The sequence below is a fragment of the Zhongshania sp. genome (assembly GCF_041584495.1).
Lineage (GTDB): Bacteria > Pseudomonadota > Gammaproteobacteria > Pseudomonadales > Spongiibacteraceae > Spongiibacter.
The window spans coordinates 28826-44350 of sequence record NZ_JBFHDY010000001.1 but is presented as its reverse complement, the minus strand read 5'-3'; the positions used below and the strand labels follow the sequence as shown (position 1 = coordinate 44350).

Annotated in this window: 18 protein-coding genes; 8 read left to right on the top strand and 10 right to left on the bottom strand. The window is 52.5% G+C overall.

Translation table 11 applies throughout. From position 1 onward, the window contains the following. Positions 1 to 32 precede the first annotated feature (32 nt). The 7 genes from ABYP33_RS00215 (at position 33) to ABYP33_RS00185 (ending at position 6507) form a co-directional block, all read left to right on the top strand. Positions 33 to 1166, top strand: a complete 1134-nt coding sequence (locus tag ABYP33_RS00215; RefSeq protein WP_373086905.1) for a BMP family ABC transporter substrate-binding protein — start codon at positions 33 to 35, stop codon at positions 1164 to 1166. Between the two features lie 29 nt (positions 1167 to 1195). Continuing rightward, on the top strand, positions 1196 to 2239 hold the full coding sequence (locus tag ABYP33_RS00210; RefSeq protein ID WP_373086903.1) for an ABC transporter permease: 1044 nt from the start codon (positions 1196 to 1198) through the stop codon (positions 2237 to 2239). Positions 2240 to 2300: 61 nt separating this feature from the next. Next, positions 2301 to 3218, top strand: coding sequence for an ABC transporter permease (locus ABYP33_RS00205; protein WP_373086901.1), 918 nt, complete (start codon positions 2301 to 2303; stop codon positions 3216 to 3218). Between the two features lie 33 nt (positions 3219 to 3251). Continuing rightward, positions 3252 to 3938, top strand: coding sequence for a cysteine hydrolase family protein (locus ABYP33_RS00200; protein WP_373086899.1), 687 nt, complete (start codon positions 3252 to 3254; stop codon positions 3936 to 3938). Further along, positions 3935 to 5446 (top strand): ABC transporter ATP-binding protein, encoded by a 1512-nt coding sequence (locus ABYP33_RS00195; protein ID WP_373086896.1) that lies wholly within the window; start codon positions 3935 to 3937, stop codon positions 5444 to 5446. The genes ABYP33_RS00200 and ABYP33_RS00195 overlap by 4 nt, the downstream gene beginning before the upstream one ends. A 22-nt stretch (positions 5447 to 5468) precedes the next feature. After that, on the top strand, positions 5469 to 6146 hold the full coding sequence (locus ABYP33_RS00190; protein WP_373086894.1) for a cysteine hydrolase family protein: 678 nt from the start codon (positions 5469 to 5471) through the stop codon (positions 6144 to 6146). Beyond that, positions 6139 to 6507, top strand: a complete 369-nt coding sequence (locus tag ABYP33_RS00185; RefSeq protein ID WP_373086892.1) for a cupin domain-containing protein — start codon at positions 6139 to 6141, stop codon at positions 6505 to 6507. Before ABYP33_RS00190 ends, ABYP33_RS00185 begins: the two co-directional genes overlap by 8 nt. A 133-nt stretch (positions 6508 to 6640) precedes the next feature. Here the strand turns inward: ABYP33_RS00185 and bfr are convergent, their stop codons facing one another. After that, entirely contained in the window at positions 6641 to 7117 is a 477-nt protein-coding gene (gene bfr, locus ABYP33_RS00180) for a bacterioferritin (RefSeq protein ID WP_373086890.1), read from the bottom strand. A gap of 412 nt (positions 7118 to 7529) precedes the next feature. Then, positions 7530 to 7727, bottom strand: coding sequence for a bacterioferritin-associated ferredoxin (locus ABYP33_RS00175; RefSeq protein WP_008251883.1), 198 nt, complete (start codon positions 7725 to 7727; stop codon positions 7530 to 7532). A 235-nt stretch (positions 7728 to 7962) separates the two neighbouring features. Here ABYP33_RS00175 and ABYP33_RS00170 point away from each other — a divergent pair, with 235 nt between their 5' ends. Continuing rightward, a complete protein-coding gene (locus ABYP33_RS00170; RefSeq protein ID WP_008251881.1) occupies positions 7963 to 8565 on the top strand; it encodes a peroxiredoxin in 603 nt (200 codons plus the stop codon). 161 nt (positions 8566 to 8726) lie between these two features. Here the strand turns inward: ABYP33_RS00170 and ABYP33_RS00165 are convergent, their stop codons facing one another. The 8 genes from ABYP33_RS00165 to ABYP33_RS00130 all read right to left on the bottom strand — a co-directional run bounded on the left by ABYP33_RS00165 (position 8727) and on the right by ABYP33_RS00130 (position 15518). After that, positions 8727 to 9311, bottom strand: coding sequence for a superoxide dismutase (locus tag ABYP33_RS00165; protein WP_373086887.1), 585 nt, complete (start codon positions 9309 to 9311; stop codon positions 8727 to 8729). 99 nt (positions 9312 to 9410) lie between these two features. After that, positions 9411 to 10043, bottom strand: coding sequence for a ribonuclease T (gene rnt, locus ABYP33_RS00160; RefSeq protein WP_373086884.1), 633 nt, complete (start codon positions 10041 to 10043; stop codon positions 9411 to 9413). A 7-nt stretch (positions 10044 to 10050) separates the two neighbouring features. Continuing rightward, entirely contained in the window at positions 10051 to 11085 is a 1035-nt protein-coding gene (gene pyrC, locus ABYP33_RS00155) for a dihydroorotase (protein WP_373086881.1), read from the bottom strand. A gap of 181 nt (positions 11086 to 11266) precedes the next feature. Then, positions 11267 to 11551 (bottom strand): ComEA family DNA-binding protein, encoded by a 285-nt coding sequence (locus ABYP33_RS00150; RefSeq protein ID WP_373086879.1) that lies wholly within the window; start codon positions 11549 to 11551, stop codon positions 11267 to 11269. A 114-nt stretch (positions 11552 to 11665) separates the two neighbouring features. Continuing rightward, positions 11666 to 12724 carry a spermidine/putrescine ABC transporter substrate-binding protein gene (locus ABYP33_RS00145; protein ID WP_373086877.1) on the bottom strand — a complete coding sequence of 353 codons (1059 nt, stop codon included), beginning with the start codon at positions 12722 to 12724 and terminating at the stop codon, positions 11666 to 11668. A 29-nt stretch (positions 12725 to 12753) separates the two neighbouring features. Further along, positions 12754 to 13530 carry an ABC transporter permease gene (locus ABYP33_RS00140; RefSeq protein ID WP_373086874.1) on the bottom strand — a complete coding sequence of 259 codons (777 nt, stop codon included), beginning with the start codon at positions 13528 to 13530 and terminating at the stop codon, positions 12754 to 12756. Further along, complete coding sequence (locus ABYP33_RS00135) at positions 13520 to 14485, bottom strand: ABC transporter permease (protein ID WP_373086872.1); 966 nt, start codon at positions 14483 to 14485, stop codon at positions 13520 to 13522. The genes ABYP33_RS00140 and ABYP33_RS00135 overlap by 11 nt, the downstream gene beginning before the upstream one ends. Continuing rightward, complete coding sequence (locus tag ABYP33_RS00130; RefSeq protein ID WP_373086870.1) at positions 14436 to 15518, bottom strand: ABC transporter ATP-binding protein; 1083 nt, start codon at positions 15516 to 15518, stop codon at positions 14436 to 14438. The genes ABYP33_RS00135 and ABYP33_RS00130 overlap by 50 nt, the downstream gene beginning before the upstream one ends. Positions 15519 to 15525: the final 7 nt, after the last annotated feature.

Below are 15525 nucleotides of genomic sequence, written 5' to 3'. Positions count from 1 at the left end.
ACAACAACGCACAATGATTTGGAGATGCAAGGATGAAAGAAAAAAGTCAGTTGGCTCTCAGCCGTAGAAAGTTTGTTAAAGCCGCCTCGATCGCGGCCGCCGGTTTAAGCATGGTGATTAAGGCGCCCCTCGCGCTGGCGACCGCCAAGGTGAAAATGGGTTTTGTTTATGTTGGCCCCCGCGACGACTACGGTTACAACCAGGCCCATTTTGAGGGTAAGTCCGCGCTCGCCGCACTGGACTGGGTAAAAGCGGTAGACGAAGAAAACGTGCCCGAAACCATTGAAGTGCAAAAAACGATGGAGAGCATGATTCAGCTCGACGGTGCTCAGATATTGTTCCCAACCTCGTTTGGTTATTTTGACCCCCATATTCTTAAAATTGCCAAGCGCTATCCTGACACCACCTTTCTGCACTGCGGCGGCCTGTGGGACGCCGAAAAACACCCTGAAAATGTCGGCAGTTATTTTGGTTATATTGATGAGCCGGTCTATGTTTCCGGCATTGTTGCCGGGCATATGAGTAAATCCAAAAAGCTCGGTTTTATCGCCGCAATACCGATTCCGCAGGTGCTGCGCAATATCAATAATTTCACCATGGCGGCGCGCAGTATTGACTCGTCTATTACCACTACCGTGGTGTTTACCGGCGGCTGGTCCGATCCAGTAAAAGAAGCTGAGGCGGCGAATAGCTTGGTGGATCAGGGCATCGACGTACTGACCTGCCACGTGGACAGCCCCAAAGTGGTGGTAGAAACCGCCGAGAAACGCGGCATTTACTCCTGTGGCTACCACACCAATAACGCGGTGTTGGCCCCCAAAGGATTTTTGACCGGCGCCGAATGGAGCTGGGCCACAGTCTATAAAAACTACGCTGAGTTAATTAAACGCAAACAGCCTATTCCTAATCTGGTGCGTGGCGGCCTAAAAGACGGCATTGTCAAAGTATCACCCTACGGTGCTGCAGTAAGCGCGGCCGCCAAGGTCGATGCCGACAAGGTTTTGGCTGCATTTATGGATGGCTCTATGGTGGTCTACAAAGGCCCAATCAAAGACAACCAGGGCAATACCGTCATTCCCGAAGGTAAATCTTATGCACAAACTGACACCTGGTTAGAGAGCATGGATTGGCTAGTTGAAGGCGTGGTTGGCTCAACGCAGAGCTAAACCGAGTTGAACCTAAACGAGGCGCAGGCATGCTAAAAACTGTCGAAATATGGTGTTTGTCACTGGGGGCCTTGCTGCTGTCGATGCTGCTGATTACTGCCTTTATTTTTACGACGGGCAACTCGCCCGGCGAGGTATTTCACAGCCTGTATCGAGGTGCATTTGGCAGCTGGTTTTCTTGGCAAAACACCTTGGTTAGGGCTGCACCGCTAATGCTCACTGCGCTATGTACGGCCCTGCCCGCTAGGGTGGGTTTAATTGTGATTGGCGGTGAGGGTGCCATGGTAGTTGGCGGCCTAACGGCAGCAATGACCGGCATTGCTCTGCAAAGCGCGCCCTCGTTTATAGTGATTAGCGCCATGATGATCCTCGGTGGCGGCTGCGCCGGTCTGTGGATTATTGCTGTGGGGGCACTTCGCCACTACCGCAATGTGAATGAAACCATCAGCTCGCTGCTGCTTAACTATATTGCTATTGCGGTTTTAAATTTTTTGGTAGTGGGCGTATTAAAAGATCCAGCAACGTTGAATAACCCCTCCACCTATTCGATTGGCGAGAAAAATATGATCACTAGCATCGGCGACAGTTCGGTGCATTGGGGTTTGCTTTACGGCTTAGTGGTTTGTTTAGCCATGTGGTTTGTGATGCGCCGCACCACCTTTGGCTTTGCCGCCGATGTGACCGGCGGCAATATTCGTGCTGCGCGTTTGGTGGGTTTGCCGGTGGCCAAAATTGTATTGCTGTCGTGCTTTCTGGGTGGCGCGGCGGCCGGGCTGGCTGGGGTCATTGAGATTGCCGCCATCCAGGGCCGCGCCAATAGTTCACTGAATGCAGGCTATGGCTACGCCGGTATTCTGGTGGCGTTTCTGGCTAGGCACAATCCGCTGGCGATTATTCCTTACGCCTTGTTACTTGGCGGCATTCAGGCCTCGGGGGGCTTGCTACAGCGCGCCCACGATCTACCCGATGCCACCGTGGCGGTTTTTCAGGGCATTATCTTTATAGTGATTCTCAGCAGCGAAATGCTGTACGGACGCATTAAATTTCTGCAGCCCAAGAGCCTGATTTCATGAGCCATAGCAGACTAAATATAACGCCTTTATCCCTGAACAGCAGAAATAGGATACAGCGCTAATGGAAAGCGATATCGGACTTTGGAGTGTGCTGATTGCGGTGTTGGGTGGCGCCATCCGCGTGGGTACGCCCTTTATCTTTGTCAGCCTTGGTGAATGCCTAACCGAAAAAGCGGGGCGAATTAACCTCGGCCTCGAAGGCAATTTAATTATGGGTGCCATGACCGGCTACGCGGTGTCTTACCTCAGCGGCTCACCGTGGCTGGGGGTACTGGCCGCCGGTTGCTCGGGTTGTGTGCTGGGCATACTGCACGCTCTGCTTTGTCAGAACAAACAGGTAAATGATATTGCCGTGGGCATTGCCATGATGCTGTTTGCCACCGGTATCGCCTTCTTTTACGGCAAGGCGTTTATTCAACCCAGTGCGCCACGGCTGCCCTCGCTAGGTTTTGGCAGCTGGGCCAGTTCGCCGGTAATAAAAGCTGCGCTGGATATTAATGTATTGTTTTTTCTCGGTGTAGCGCTGGCGCCGGCAATGGCGTGGTTTCTGCGCACCACCCGCTGGGGAAATGCCGTGCGCGTGGTGGGCGAGAGCAGCGACGCCGCCTTGTCGCTGGGCATGAATATCAATCGCGTGCGTCTGCTCAGCACCATGGCCGGTGGCGGCTTGGCGGGAATTGGCGGCTCCTATCTGTCGCTCTATTATCCAGGTAGTTGGAGCGAGGGCCTGTCTAGTGGCCAGGGTTTGATGGCGGTAGCGCTGGTTATTTTTGCGCGCTGGAATCCCATGAACTGCCTCTACGCCAGCTTATTGTTTGGCGGCGCGGCGGCTCTGGGGCCAGCACTGCAATCGGTGGGCGTTAACTGGGGTTACTATTTATTTAATGCCACGCCCTATGTACTGACCTTGGTCATTATGATTGCCGCCTCTAGCGCCAAGGGCGCAGTGCCGGGTATGCCGGGTGAATTTGTTAAATAACGCCAATTTTGACTCGTTACAAAGGAAATGCGTATGAGCACTATAACTATTGATGCCACGCCCTACCCATGGCCCTACAACGGCAAACTCACACCGCAAAATACCGCACTGCTGATTATCGATATGCAAACCGATTTCTGCGGGGTAGGGGGCTATGTCGACAGCATGGGCTACGATCTGTCGCTGACCCGTGCGCCGATAGAGCCCATTAAGGCAGTGCTGGCGCTGTTCCGCGCGAAGGGCTTTCATATTATACACACCCGCGAGGGCCACCGCCCCGACCTCAGTGATTTACCGCCCAATAAGTATTGGCGTAGTCAGCGCATTGGCGCCGGCATTGGCGATGCAGGGCCCTGCGGACGTATATTGGTTCGCGGTGAACCCGGCTGGAATATTATCGACGAACTGGCGCCACTAGCTGGAGAGCCAATTATCGACAAGCCCGGCAAAGGTTCTTTTTACGCCACCGATTTAGATTTGATTCTGGCTAAAAACCGCATCGAAAATCTGATTATCTGCGGCATAACCACCGATGTCTGTGTAAGTACCACTATGCGCGAGGCCAACGACCGCGGCTACGAATGTTTAATGGTGGAAGACTGCTGCGCCGCCACCGATCCCGCCAACCACCAAGCGGCCATCAATATGGTGAAAATGCAGGGCGGCGTGTTTGGTGCCACCGCGCCATCTGCCTTGCTGCTGGAGGCGCTAAGCAAATGACTGAGCAGCCGATTCTCGAAGCCCTGTCGATCTGCAAGCAATTTGGCGATGTGCGGGTGCTGAATAATATTTCCCTAAAATTGGGACGCGGCACCGTGCATGCGCTGCTGGGCGAGAATGGCGCCGGAAAAAGCACCTTGGTTAAATGTATTATGGGCTACTACCGCCCCGACGACGGCCAGCTGTTATTTGAGGGCCGCGAGGCGCAGATTGCCAGTCCGGAGCAGGCCACCGCGCTGGGCATTGGTATGGTATACCAGCACTTTACCTTGATTCCCAATATGAGTATTGCCGAGAACATTGTGCTGTCGCGGCCCAATTTACCGGCGGTCATCAACTGGCCCGCCGAGATTGCACAACTGGAACAGCGCATGGGCGAGATGCCGTTTCAGTTTGAACTGCGCCGTTCAATCAATTCACTGTCGGCCGGTGAAAAACAAAAAGTCGAGATCATTAAGCAATTGTTACTCAATGCCAAAGTCTTAATTCTGGACGAACCCACGTCGGTACTCACTCCCACTGAAGCCGATGAAGTGCTCGACAAGATTTATCAACTCACCCGCGACGGCAAGCTCAGCGTTTTAATTATTACCCACAAATTCCGCGAAGTCATGAAATACGCCGACGACGTGACCGTGCTGCGCAAAGGCGAATATATTGGCTCGGCCAAGGTGGCCGATGTCGACCCGGAGAAGCTGGCCAAGATGATGGTGGGCGAAGAGACCCTGACCCAAGCGCCGTCTCGCGCCAGCCATAAAAATCGCCGCTGTGTAGTGCAAATAGACAAGCTCACCGTGAACAATGAGCAGGGCTTAGCCGCCATTAGCGATCTCGATTTAGAGTTGTATGCGGGAGAAATCATCGGCATCGCCGGTGTCTCTGGCAATGGCCAAAAGCAACTCACCGAAGTCTTGGGTGGGCAGCGCGCGCCGCTGTCCGGTCAGCTTCGCGTTAACGGCCAAGCCTTTGGCGCCAGCCGTCGCGAGATGGTAGGACACCAGTTTTATTGTCTGCCCGAAGAACCCCTGCGCAATGCCTGTGTGGCCAATCTGAGCGTGGCCGACAATATTGCGCTACGCAAATTCGACAGCCCCACGTTTACCTCAATGAAATGGATTGTTAAGCGCAGAGTGGTACGCGACTTTGCCCTAGATCTCATCCAGCAATATAAAATTCGCACCGCCGGCCCAGAGCAGAATATCGGTGCGCTGTCTGGCGGCAATGTTCAGCGCGCCGTGCTGGCGCGGGAGCTGGCCCAGGAGCTGTCGGTGCTGGTGGTTTCCAACCCCTGCTTTGGTTTGGATTTTAAGGCGGTAGCTGACATTCGCGCCCGCCTGCTTGAGGCCCGTAACCAAGGCACCGCCGTACTGCTGCTCAGCGAAGATCTGGATGAAATTTTGGAATTATCCGATCGCTTCTTTGTGATCTCGGCTGGTCAGCTGGTTTACCAGACCACCCCGCAAGAGGCTGACTTACAAACCATCGGCCGCTATATGGGTGGGCATTAAGCCCCCAATTAAAGGAGAAGAGATGTCCACTATTGCCGCCAAACCCTATCCTTATTCCCTGCCTAGGGGTAGCAAGCCCTGCCTGATCGTGATTGATATGCAGCGAGATTTTGTCGAAGCCGGTGGTTTTGGCGAGGCACTGGGCAATGATGTGTCCTTGCTGACCGCCATTGTGCCCACGGTAAAGCGACTGTTAGATTGCTTTCGGGCGCTAGATCTACCCATTGTTCACACCCGCGAAGCCCACAAAGCCGACCTCAGCGACTGCCCACCAGCCAAGCTTAAGCGCGGTGGCGCCAGTATAAAAATTGGTGACCTTGGGCCAATGGGGCGTATCCTCATTGACGGTGAGCTCGGTAATGAATTATTGCCGGAATTGCGCGCGCTATCCGATGAATTAGAAATGACCAAACCCGGCAAGGGTGCGTTTTACGCCACCCCACTGCAAGACTATCTTCAGGGTTTGGCGATCACCCATCTGCTGTTTGCCGGTGTCACCACCGAAGTCTGCGTGCAAACTTCTATGCGCGAGGCCAATGACCGTGGCTATGAATGCCTGATTGTTGAGGACGCAACCGAAAGCTATTTTCCCGAGTTTAAACAAGCGGCCATCAATATGATTATCGCTCAAGGCGGTATTGTCGGCTGGGCCGCAAGCTGCGAACAAGTAATCGCCGGACTGGAGCAGGTCTATGGATAAGTTAGCGAGCGTATTAGCCATTGATGGTGTGCTGGAGGCTGAAGCCTTATTGGCCAGTCGCGATTGGCAGCCACTGCGTCCTGGTGTGGCTATTTCCTATATTTATCGCACCGGCAGCAAAGGCCCAAGTGCGGCCTTTTTGCACTACCAAGCTGGCGCCTCGGTGCCCTATCACAAGCATAGCGATTTTGAACATATTTTGATTTTGCACGGCTCGCAGAGCGATGGCACTGCTTTGTACGGCAAAGGCTGTCTGGTCATTAACCCACCGGACAGTCAGCATCAAATCCACTCTAGCGAAGGCTGTATCGCACTGGCAATTTGGATGAAGCCTGTGGTGTTTTTGGGCGCGCCAGAATGAGCGCTAGCAATTGAAGTTAGGCGACAAGCTGCCCGTCATGAGGTGCATGGATTTTGGCTAGGGGCGATGTTTCGCCGAGGGGGCTGGGGATGATTGTTGGCCGTCAGATAGCCGACGGCCGCCGGTGAGCTTTTTAGCTCACCCCACCCATCATTGACTGCTGGTAATTCTGAATACCGACTTTTTCAATTAGGCCTAGCTGGGTTTCTAACCAGTCTACGTGCTCTTCTTCTGACTCCAAGATGTCTTCAAACAGTTCGCGGCTAATAAAGTCGTTAACGGTCTCGCAGTATTTAATACCGTCTTTTAAATCGGGAATGGCTTTTAGTTCTAGGGCTAAATCGCATTCCAGCATTTCTTTGGTGTTCTCGCCAATCATCAATTTACCGAGGTCTTGCAGATTGGGTAGGCCTTCGAGAAACAATATTCGCTCAATGAGTTTGTCGGCGTGCTTCATTTCGTCGATGGATTCGTGGTATTCGTGGTCGGCTAGCTGTTTTAGGCCCCAGTCTTTGTACATGCGTGAGTGCAGAAAGTACTGGTTTATTGCGACGAGTTCGTTGCCTAGGGCTTTATTAAGATAGGCAATGACTTTGCTGTCACCTTTCATGAGCTTGATCCTTTGCATGGTTGGCTGTTTTCATAAGTGTGGACTGGGCACAGTGAGTATTCAAGTTGAAACGCGCGATGGGGGATGCAAATGTTACTTGGAACCCCGTTGCTTAGAATGCATTTCGCTTTGGGTGGCGCAGCACTTTATTGGCGACCTGCTATCGTGTCATGCTTGTACCTTCGTTGCTGAGATGGGCTCCTGCCTTCGCAGGAGCGACGCTGGCACGCTAGGAATTACGACGGGGCTCCAGTGTTTATTACAAAGTAATTTATTCGCGTCATATCTGCGCGTCATCCCTGCGAAGGCAGGGGCAGGCATTCATGTGCAAAGGGTGCAAAAAGGTCTGGAGGCTGGCATTACGAGGTGCGTAATGTTTGCGAAAGTAAGAATACAGATTATGAAAGGGTGCTTAGGCCGCTGCGTAACAGAGGTTTTCGTCGTAGCTGTTTAAGTAGTTCTCATAAACCTCGCGGGCGACAATGCCGCATTTACCGCATTGGCTGGCCAAATCGAGCTGACGGCGCACTTCTCTAAAGCTGCCAGCACCGGCATCAACGCTGTCGCGAATATGCTTATCTGTAATTCCTTTGCAAAGACAAACGTACATACTGGTCTCGATCTCGGGCAGTACTTTATTGAATAGCAACGATAATGCAAATGAGAATGCTTGTCAATTGTGTGTGGGCATATAATGCCGATAGCGAAATTCTATGATGGTGATTAGAAAATTCAATGGGATAGAGCGGGGGGCGGGTGTATGATTGCCGGTCTGAATAGAGCTTTTATACCTGTTTTTTCAGGTATAAAAATTAAATCAAATATAAAACCGGAGGTATATAAACATGGGTGTTTTAGTTGGTAAGCCAGCGCCAGATTTTACGTGTGCTGCAGTACTTGGTAATGGCGAAATCGTTGACAGCTTCACGCTGAGCGAAGCCACCAAAGGCAAATACGCTTTATTGTTCTTTTACCCATTGGATTTCACCTTTGTATGTCCTTCTGAGCTGATCGCATTGGATCACCGTATGGACAAATTTCGTGAGCTGGGTGTAGAAGTAATCAGTGTTTCTATCGATTCACAGTTCACGCACAACGCCTGGCGCAACACCGCTATTAAAGACGGCGGCATTGGTCCTGTGACTTACACTATGGCTGCTGACGTGCGTCACGACATCTGCCGTGCCTACGACGTTGAAGCGGAAGGCGGCGTTGCTTTCCGCGGTGCTTTCCTGATCGACAAAGAAGGTCAGGTGCGTTCACAGCTGATCAACGACCTGCCACTAGGTCGTAACATCGACGAGCTAGTGCGTTTGGTTGAAGCCCTGCAATTCCACGAAGAGCACGGCGAAGTTTGCCCAGCTGGCTGGAACAAAGGCGACAAAGGTATGAATGCCTCGCCAGACGGCGTTGCTGCTTACTTGTCAGAGAATTCAGATAAGCTGTAATGAGGTAAGTCTGACGTCTGAAATCGGACGATAGAAGAAGGTTGGATGTCTGAAGTCGGACGTCTGACGTAAAAAAAGCCCGGTGCGTGTAAACGCACCGGGCTTTTTTTATGCTTGTAGCGTTAGACGTCCGACCTCAGACGCCCGACTAAGCTTCGCTGTTAAGCGAAGTTCTTAGCTGCAAATTCCCAGTTCACCAAGTTCCAGAAACCTTCTTCCAAATACTTAGGGCGGGCATTGCGGTAGTCAATGTAGTAAGCGTGTTCCCATACATCGGCAGTGATCAGTGGCGTTTGACCTTCGCGGGCGATTGGGGTGTCGGCGTCGTCGGTGTTGACGATTTCAAGGCTGCCGTCGCTGTTTTTAACCAACCAAGTCCAGCCTGAGCCGAAGTTGCCGACTGCTTTGGCGTTGAACGCGGTTTTGAATGCATCAAATGAACCGAAAGCGTTGTCAATGGCTGCTGCTAGGTCACCTGTTGGTGCGCCGCCGCCGTTGGGGCTAAGGCTGTTCCAGTAGAAGGTGTGGTTCCAAACCTGGGCGGCCTGGTTGAACATTACGCCACTAGACGCTTTGATGATCTCTTCCAGCGTTTTGCCTTCAAACTCGCTACCAGGAAGCAGTTCGTTGAGTTTAGTAACGTAGGCGTTGTGGTGCTTGCCGTGGTGAAAATCGAGAGTTTCTGCAGAGATATGCGGTTGCAGTGCGTCTTTCGCATAGGGCAGTGCAGGTAATTCAAAAGCCATTGGATTCTCTCCTGAGAGTTGGTTTACGTGGTTGAATTGTGACCGTATTAAGGCGGTTATGCTCCGCCGCGATCTGCTTTTAAATATTTAAAAGCAAGATCAAGACCAACGCCAGCCGCCAAGCTGTTGCCAGCGATTGACGATCTGGCAAAATAATTCGGCAGTCTTAAGTGCGTCGTAGGCGGCGCTGTGGGCTTCGTTGTTGTCGAAGTCGATATCCGCTAGCTGGCAGGCTCTCGCGAGCACGGTGTGGCCATAAGCTAGTCCCGAAAGGCTGGCGGTATCCATCACCGAAAAAGGGTGGAAGGGATTGCGCTTAATGCTGCTGCGTTCAATCGCGGCCAATACAAAACCAAGATCAAAGTGCGCATTGTGCCCAACTAGCACCGCGCGGGTGCACCCACTCGCTTTTACCTGCTGGCGAATTCGCTTCATCAACTCGCCCATGACAGTCACTTCTTTTTGTGCCTGTCGTAATGGGTTATGGGGGTCGATGCCGGTAAATTCAAGGGCGGCGGGTTCGAGATTGGCGCCTTCAAATGGCTCGACGTTGTAGCTGACGGTGTCATCGGGTTCGAGTTGGCCGGCGTCGTCCATACGCAAAAAAGTCGCGGCAATTTCCAATACGGCGTCGGTTTGGCAGTTAAAACCACCCGTTTCAACATCGATAACCACTGGTAGGAAGCCGCGAAACCGCTGCGAGATCATTGATTTCTCATCACAAAAGTCCATGTTGGTCTCAGCCTATCTGCCAGTGCAGCTGCTCACCGCCGCGCAGCGGGTAAATAGTATCGCTGCCCAGCGGGAGTTGCTCCGGGGCGGTCCAGGATTGTTTGATCAAGCTAATGCTGTCGCTATTGCGAGGCAGACCGTAAAAGTCGGCGCCGTAAAAACTCGCGAAGGCTTCGAGTTTATCGAGGGCGCCAGCGGCGTCAAAGGCCTCGGCGTACATTTCAATTGCCGCGTAAGCAGTGTAACAGCCTGCGCAGCCACAGCTGGTTTCTTTGCGATTTTTGGCGTGGGGCGCAGAATCGGTGCCGAGGAAAAATTTGGGGTTGCCCGAGGTCGCGGCGCTAATTAAGGCTTGCTGATGGGTGTTGCGCTTTAATATCGGCAAACAGTAATAATGCGGACGAATGCCACCAGCGAGCATATGGTTGCGGTTGTACAGCAAGTGATGAGCGGTAATGGTGGCGGCAATATTGTCGCTGGCCGCACTCACGAATTGTGCGGCGTCAGCTGTTGTAATGTGTTCTAGCACCATTTTTAGCGCAGGGAAATTCGCGGCGATAGGTGTCAGGTGGCGTTCTATAAAACGCGCTTCGCGGTCAAAAATGTCAATATCGGCGTCGGTGACTTCGCCGTGAACCAGCAGCGGCAGGCCGTGTTTTTCCATGGCGGCTAAAACCGGATAGAGATTTTCGATACTGGTCACGCCGGAGTCAGAGTTGGTGGTGGCACCAGCGGGGTAGAGTTTGGCGGCAAATACCGTGTCTGATGCGGCTGCTTCAGCGATATCGGCGACGGTGGTTTTGTCTGTGAGGTATAAAACCATCAGCGGTGTTAATTGGTGGCCCGTAGCAGGTAAAGCCTGCACTATGCGCTGGCGGTAGGCATTGGCTTCGGCCAGATTGCGCACCGGCGGCGTCAAATTGGGCATAACTATAACGCGACCGAAGTAGCGGCTGGCGTCGGCGACGGTGTGGCTTAATACCTCGCCATCGCGCAGGTGAATGTGCCAGTCGTCGGGGCGGGTAATCTTTAAGGTTTGCATGGAGGGCCTTAATCAGTGGCGGCGGCGGCGATACTGGCTAGCATCGAACCGGCAAGCAATGGCTTTGGCGCAGAATGCTACAGGAATTCGGGGTTTGTATAAACACCCACGGCATCTCGCCGCAGGTGTTTTGGGACTGATAAGGGGAGTTATCCCCAATTTATGTGGCTAAACCTTCGGCTCAATTTGGGTCTCGGCGACCAAATTCCAGCGCCTTGCTATTGGCGGTAATAATACTGTTGCCAATGCCGGGAACGGCCAAGAGGTCCTCGCTGGATTTAAACGGGCCATTATTGTTGCGGTAGGTAATAATCGCCTCGGCCCGCTTTTCACCAATGCCTTTGAGAGTTTGTAATTCTTCAGCGCTGGCGGTATTCACGTCTAGGGCGTGGCCAGAAAAAGAGATGATTAACAGACTGCATAAAACTACGAGTTGTGCCGACCAGCGGCGTAGATAGGTTTTCATCAGCAAATTCCCTTTGGTTGATGAGTACAGCGACAGTTTCTTTTAAGCGGCGCAATAACGCCGCTTAAAATAGTAGAACAGCTGTGTGGGTTTGCAAAGGCCTTTAATACATTCTTAGCGAACCTTGATCTCCGTCCACAGCTTGTTGGCTAAACGGCGCTCCTTGGCATTGCGGGCGGCGACGGTTTCGAGCTTTACCTGTAGTTCTGGGGTTGGGAAGATCGCTGTAATTTTAAGGATGTCCTCGTCAATGAAGGGCGTGGCTGCCGCATTGGGGTTGCCGGTGCCGATAATCGTGGTTAGTTCCGCGGCGTTTTGCGGATCCATCATAAAGTTGATGAACATATGGGCCAGCTCGGGGTTGCGGGCCTTTTTGGGGATCACCATATTATCCAGTGCTAATACCGCGCCTTGCTTAGGCAGTACAAAGTTAACAGTGAAATCACGTCCGGCGTCGGCCGCGTCGGCGCGGGCTTGGAACATATCGCTGGAATAGCCGTGGGCTACCCAGATATTGCCAACGGTCAGTTCTTTGATGTAGCTAGAAGAGTTAAATGCCGCCCAATAAGGCTTGGCTTTGAGAATCACCGCTTGAGCTTCCTTCAGGTGCTTCTCGTTATTGTCGTTGATGGAGTAGCCTAGGTATTTCAGCGCCGCGCCGAATAACTCTTCTGCGTCGTCCATTACCGTGACCTTGCCTTTGATTTTAGCTAACACGGCAGGATCAAAAATAATCGACCAGTCGGCGGGGTCGATACCCAGCTCGGCAATTTTGTTTTCGTTGTAGCCTATTAGCGTTGTGGTAAAGGCGTAGGGCAGGGAGTAAACATTGCCGGGGTCGTAAGCCTTGTTCATGTAGCCCGCCGCGCTATTGCCAATATTGCTGAGCTTGCTTTTGTTTAAGGGCATCAAAAAGCCCTGCTTGATCAGTGCTTCGACGGCGTTTTGGGTGGGAATAACCACGTCGTAATCACCGCCACCCGCGAGGAGTTTGGCCATCATTTCTTCAGTGGCTGAGAAATAATCCTGCACCACTTTACAGTCGCACAGGGCTTCAAAACGGGTGACGGTATCTTCGGCAATATAATCGTTCCAATTGAACAGATGTAAGGCCTTTTCAGCCATAGCAAATTGCGAAAGGCACAGCACAAAACAGCACAGTAACTTTTTCACGATAGCGTCCTTCTAAAGGGGGGAGTGGGTTATTGCCGCAAAACTGCAGGCGAGATTTTGGACAGCAGGGTAATCAAGGTCAGAGTGACCAACATCAACAGGGTTGATACAGCGTTCACTTCTGGGGTGACGGCAATTTTAACCATTGAATAAATCTCCAGTGGTAAGGTCGAACTGCCCACCCCGGCAGTAAAGAAGGTAATAACAAAGTCGTCAATAGATAATGTGAAGGCCATTAATGCCCCGGCAATAATGCCGGGCATCAGCAAGGGCAAACTGATGAGCCTAAAACTTTGCCAGGGACTGGCGCCGAGGTCGCGAGCCGCCTCAATTAAACTTTGATCCATGCCCGCCAAGCGCGATTGCACTGCCAGTGCCACAAAACCAATGCAAAAACTAACGTGAGCAAGAATAATCGACACGCTGCCAAGGCTGATATTAAGCAAAATAAACATTAGCAGCAGGCTAACACCGATTAAAATATCGGGCATGGCAATGGGGCCAAGCACCAGTGCCGGCAGCCATTTCTGGCGCCCGCGATGGATCGCCAGACCGGCTAAGGTACCGAGTACCGTGGCCAGGGCGGCGCTGATGATGGCAATGATTAGTGAGTTGCCCGCCGCCCGCAAAATATTTTCGTTATGGATGAGTTTTTCATACCATTTCCATGTAAAGCCCACCCACTCGGCATTGAGCTTGGAGTCGTTAAAAGAAAAAATCACGACCACCGCGAGCGGGATGTAGAGGAATAGATAAACCAAAATACCAGCGCTGACGAGGGTTTTACTGGGGCGATTATGTACCATTGTTGGCACTCCCAGTTTTGCCGAGTTTCGCGGCGAGTAAGACTAATAAGAGGGTGATGCCAGTGAGAACGAGCGATAACACGCTGCCAAACGGCCAGTCCCGAGATTCGACAAATTGCTGCTTAATGACGTTGCCAATCATAATGCCATTGGTGCCGCCGAGCAGGTCGGGTATCGCGAAAATACCCAGCGAGGGAATAAATACTAAAATCGCGCCAGCATAGATGCCGGGCAGTGACTGTGGCCAAGTAATTAGCCAAAAGCACTGAAAGCGATTGGCGCCAAGGTCTTGGGCGGCATCGAGCAGGCGGCTATCGTGCTTCTCCAAATTGGCGTACAGCGGCAAAATCATAAAGGGTAGATGCACATAAACTAGGCAGGTAATGACGGCGGTACTGCTAAACATCAGGCTAATCGGCTCGAGGCCGAGTGCGGCAGTGACGTGGTTAAGGCCTATGGTTAGCGCACCTTGGGGGCTGAAAATAATCATCCACGCGTAGATGCGTACCAGGAAATTACTCCAAAACGGCAGAATAACTAAAAGTAGCAGCAGATCCCGAAACCGCTTTTGGCTGCGGGCAATCATCAGCGCCAAGGGGTAGGCCATGATCGTGCAAATAAGGGTGGTCAGTATCGCATAGCCCAAAGATTTAAATAGTAGGCCGAGGTAAATTCCCGACTCGAACAGGCGCAGCCAATTTTCTAGGGTGAAATCGAGGCTAAATTGGCCGTGTTCAATGTAATACCACGGCGCTAGGCCGCCGTATTCGCCGGGATAGCGGAATGAGGCAAAGAGCATCATTACGCTGGGCACGGCAAAGAACAGTAATAGATAGAGCGCCGGTGGCAGCGCCATTAAGTGATTGCGGATGCGTTCGGCGCGATTCATTAAGGTCGGCACTGGCTTACGGGACCAAGTGGCCGGCGTCGATACGCCAGGAAATTTGTACGGCATCGCCGGTATCGAACAAGCGGGTGCGACCCGGGGCATCGTTAGCCAGCATCGCCTCGATCAACACATCGTTGGCGAGTTCAATGATGTAGACGGTCACGTCACCTAAATACAGCATGTCGTGGACCTTGCCGCTGAACAGGACTTCATTGGAGCCTGCCTCCAGGATGGCGGCGAGGCGAATTTTTTCGGGGCGCAGGGTAAGCGCGCAGCTATCGCCACGATTAAAGGTGATTTCAGGGTTAGCAATGGTGGCCAATTCGCCAAGTCCGGTTATCGCGATATTTACCTTTTGGCTGTCGCTGCTGACCACTTTGGCGTCGAGAATATTGCACTGGCCGATAAAATCCGCCACAAAACGATTGTCGGGATAGCTATAGAGTACCGAGGGCTCGTCGATTTGACTGATCTCGCCCTTGTTCATTACCGCGATGCGGTGGGATAGGGCTAGCGCTTCGCCCTGGTCGTGGGTCACGTATACAAAGGTAATGCCCACTTCCTTTTGCAGGTTGATTAGTTCAATTTGCATTTGCTCGCGCAGTTTGGCGTCCAGCGCCGACAGGGGTTCGTCCAATAGCAGTAGGCGGGGCCGGTTTACTAAGGCGCGGGCGATGGCAATGCGCTGCTTCTGGCCGCCGGACAGCGCATCGGGGTAATGATTGGCCTTGTCGGGCAGGCGCACATCGTCGAGTACTTCGGCAACGCGGTGGGCAATTTCGGACTTGCTCATTTTGGCCATGCGCAAGGGGAAAGCGATATTCTCGGCCACGGTCATGTGGGGGAACAACGCATAGCTTTGAAATACCGTGTGCACCGGGCGCAGCTCAGGTGGTAGCGCACACAGGGGTTTGCCATCGAGTAGTATTTGCCCACTATCGGCTTGGTCAAAACCAGCAATGAGCCGCAGTAAGGTAGTTTTGCCGCAGCCTGAGGGGCCAAGCAGGGTGAAAAACTCCCCGGCTTGGATGTGTAAGCTGACATTATTGAGCGCGACAAAATCGCCGAAGCTACGGGAAACAGCGTTAATCTCAAGCACGGCGAGG

Excerpts from the sequence above, each read along its gene's own strand:
- ABYP33_RS00165 (WP_373086887.1), bottom strand. The coding sequence starts at position 9,311 with ATGGCTTTTGAATTACCTGCACTGCCCTATGCGAAAGACGCACTGCAA.
- ABYP33_RS00210 (WP_373086903.1), top strand. The coding sequence starts at position 1,196 with ATGCTAAAAACTGTCGAAATATGGTGTTTGTCACTGGGGGCCTTGCTG.
- rnt (WP_373086884.1), bottom strand. The coding sequence starts at position 10,043 with ATGGACTTTTGTGATGAGAAATCAATGATCTCGCAGCGGTTTCGCGGC.
- ABYP33_RS00205 (WP_373086901.1), top strand. The coding sequence starts at position 2,301 with ATGGAAAGCGATATCGGACTTTGGAGTGTGCTGATTGCGGTGTTGGGT.
- ABYP33_RS00215 (WP_373086905.1), top strand. The coding sequence starts at position 33 with ATGAAAGAAAAAAGTCAGTTGGCTCTCAGCCGTAGAAAGTTTGTTAAA.
- ABYP33_RS00175 (WP_008251883.1), bottom strand. The coding sequence starts at position 7,727 with ATGTACGTTTGTCTTTGCAAAGGAATTACAGATAAGCATATTCGCGAC.
- ABYP33_RS00190 (WP_373086894.1), top strand. The coding sequence starts at position 5,469 with ATGTCCACTATTGCCGCCAAACCCTATCCTTATTCCCTGCCTAGGGGT.
- ABYP33_RS00195 (WP_373086896.1), top strand. The coding sequence starts at position 3,935 with ATGACTGAGCAGCCGATTCTCGAAGCCCTGTCGATCTGCAAGCAATTT.
- ABYP33_RS00150 (WP_373086879.1), bottom strand. The coding sequence starts at position 11,551 with ATGAAAACCTATCTACGCCGCTGGTCGGCACAACTCGTAGTTTTATGC.
- ABYP33_RS00135 (WP_373086872.1), bottom strand. The coding sequence starts at position 14,485 with ATGCCGTACAAATTTCCTGGCGTATCGACGCCGGCCACTTGGTCCCGT.
- bfr (WP_373086890.1), bottom strand. The coding sequence starts at position 7,117 with ATGAAAGGTGACAGCAAAGTCATTGCCTATCTTAATAAAGCCCTAGGC.
- ABYP33_RS00200 (WP_373086899.1), top strand. The coding sequence starts at position 3,252 with ATGAGCACTATAACTATTGATGCCACGCCCTACCCATGGCCCTACAAC.
- ABYP33_RS00170 (WP_008251881.1), top strand. The coding sequence starts at position 7,963 with ATGGGTGTTTTAGTTGGTAAGCCAGCGCCAGATTTTACGTGTGCTGCA.
- ABYP33_RS00185 (WP_373086892.1), top strand. The coding sequence starts at position 6,139 with ATGGATAAGTTAGCGAGCGTATTAGCCATTGATGGTGTGCTGGAGGCT.
- pyrC (WP_373086881.1), bottom strand. The coding sequence starts at position 11,085 with ATGCAAACCTTAAAGATTACCCGCCCCGACGACTGGCACATTCACCTG.
- ABYP33_RS00140 (WP_373086874.1), bottom strand. The coding sequence starts at position 13,530 with ATGGTACATAATCGCCCCAGTAAAACCCTCGTCAGCGCTGGTATTTTG.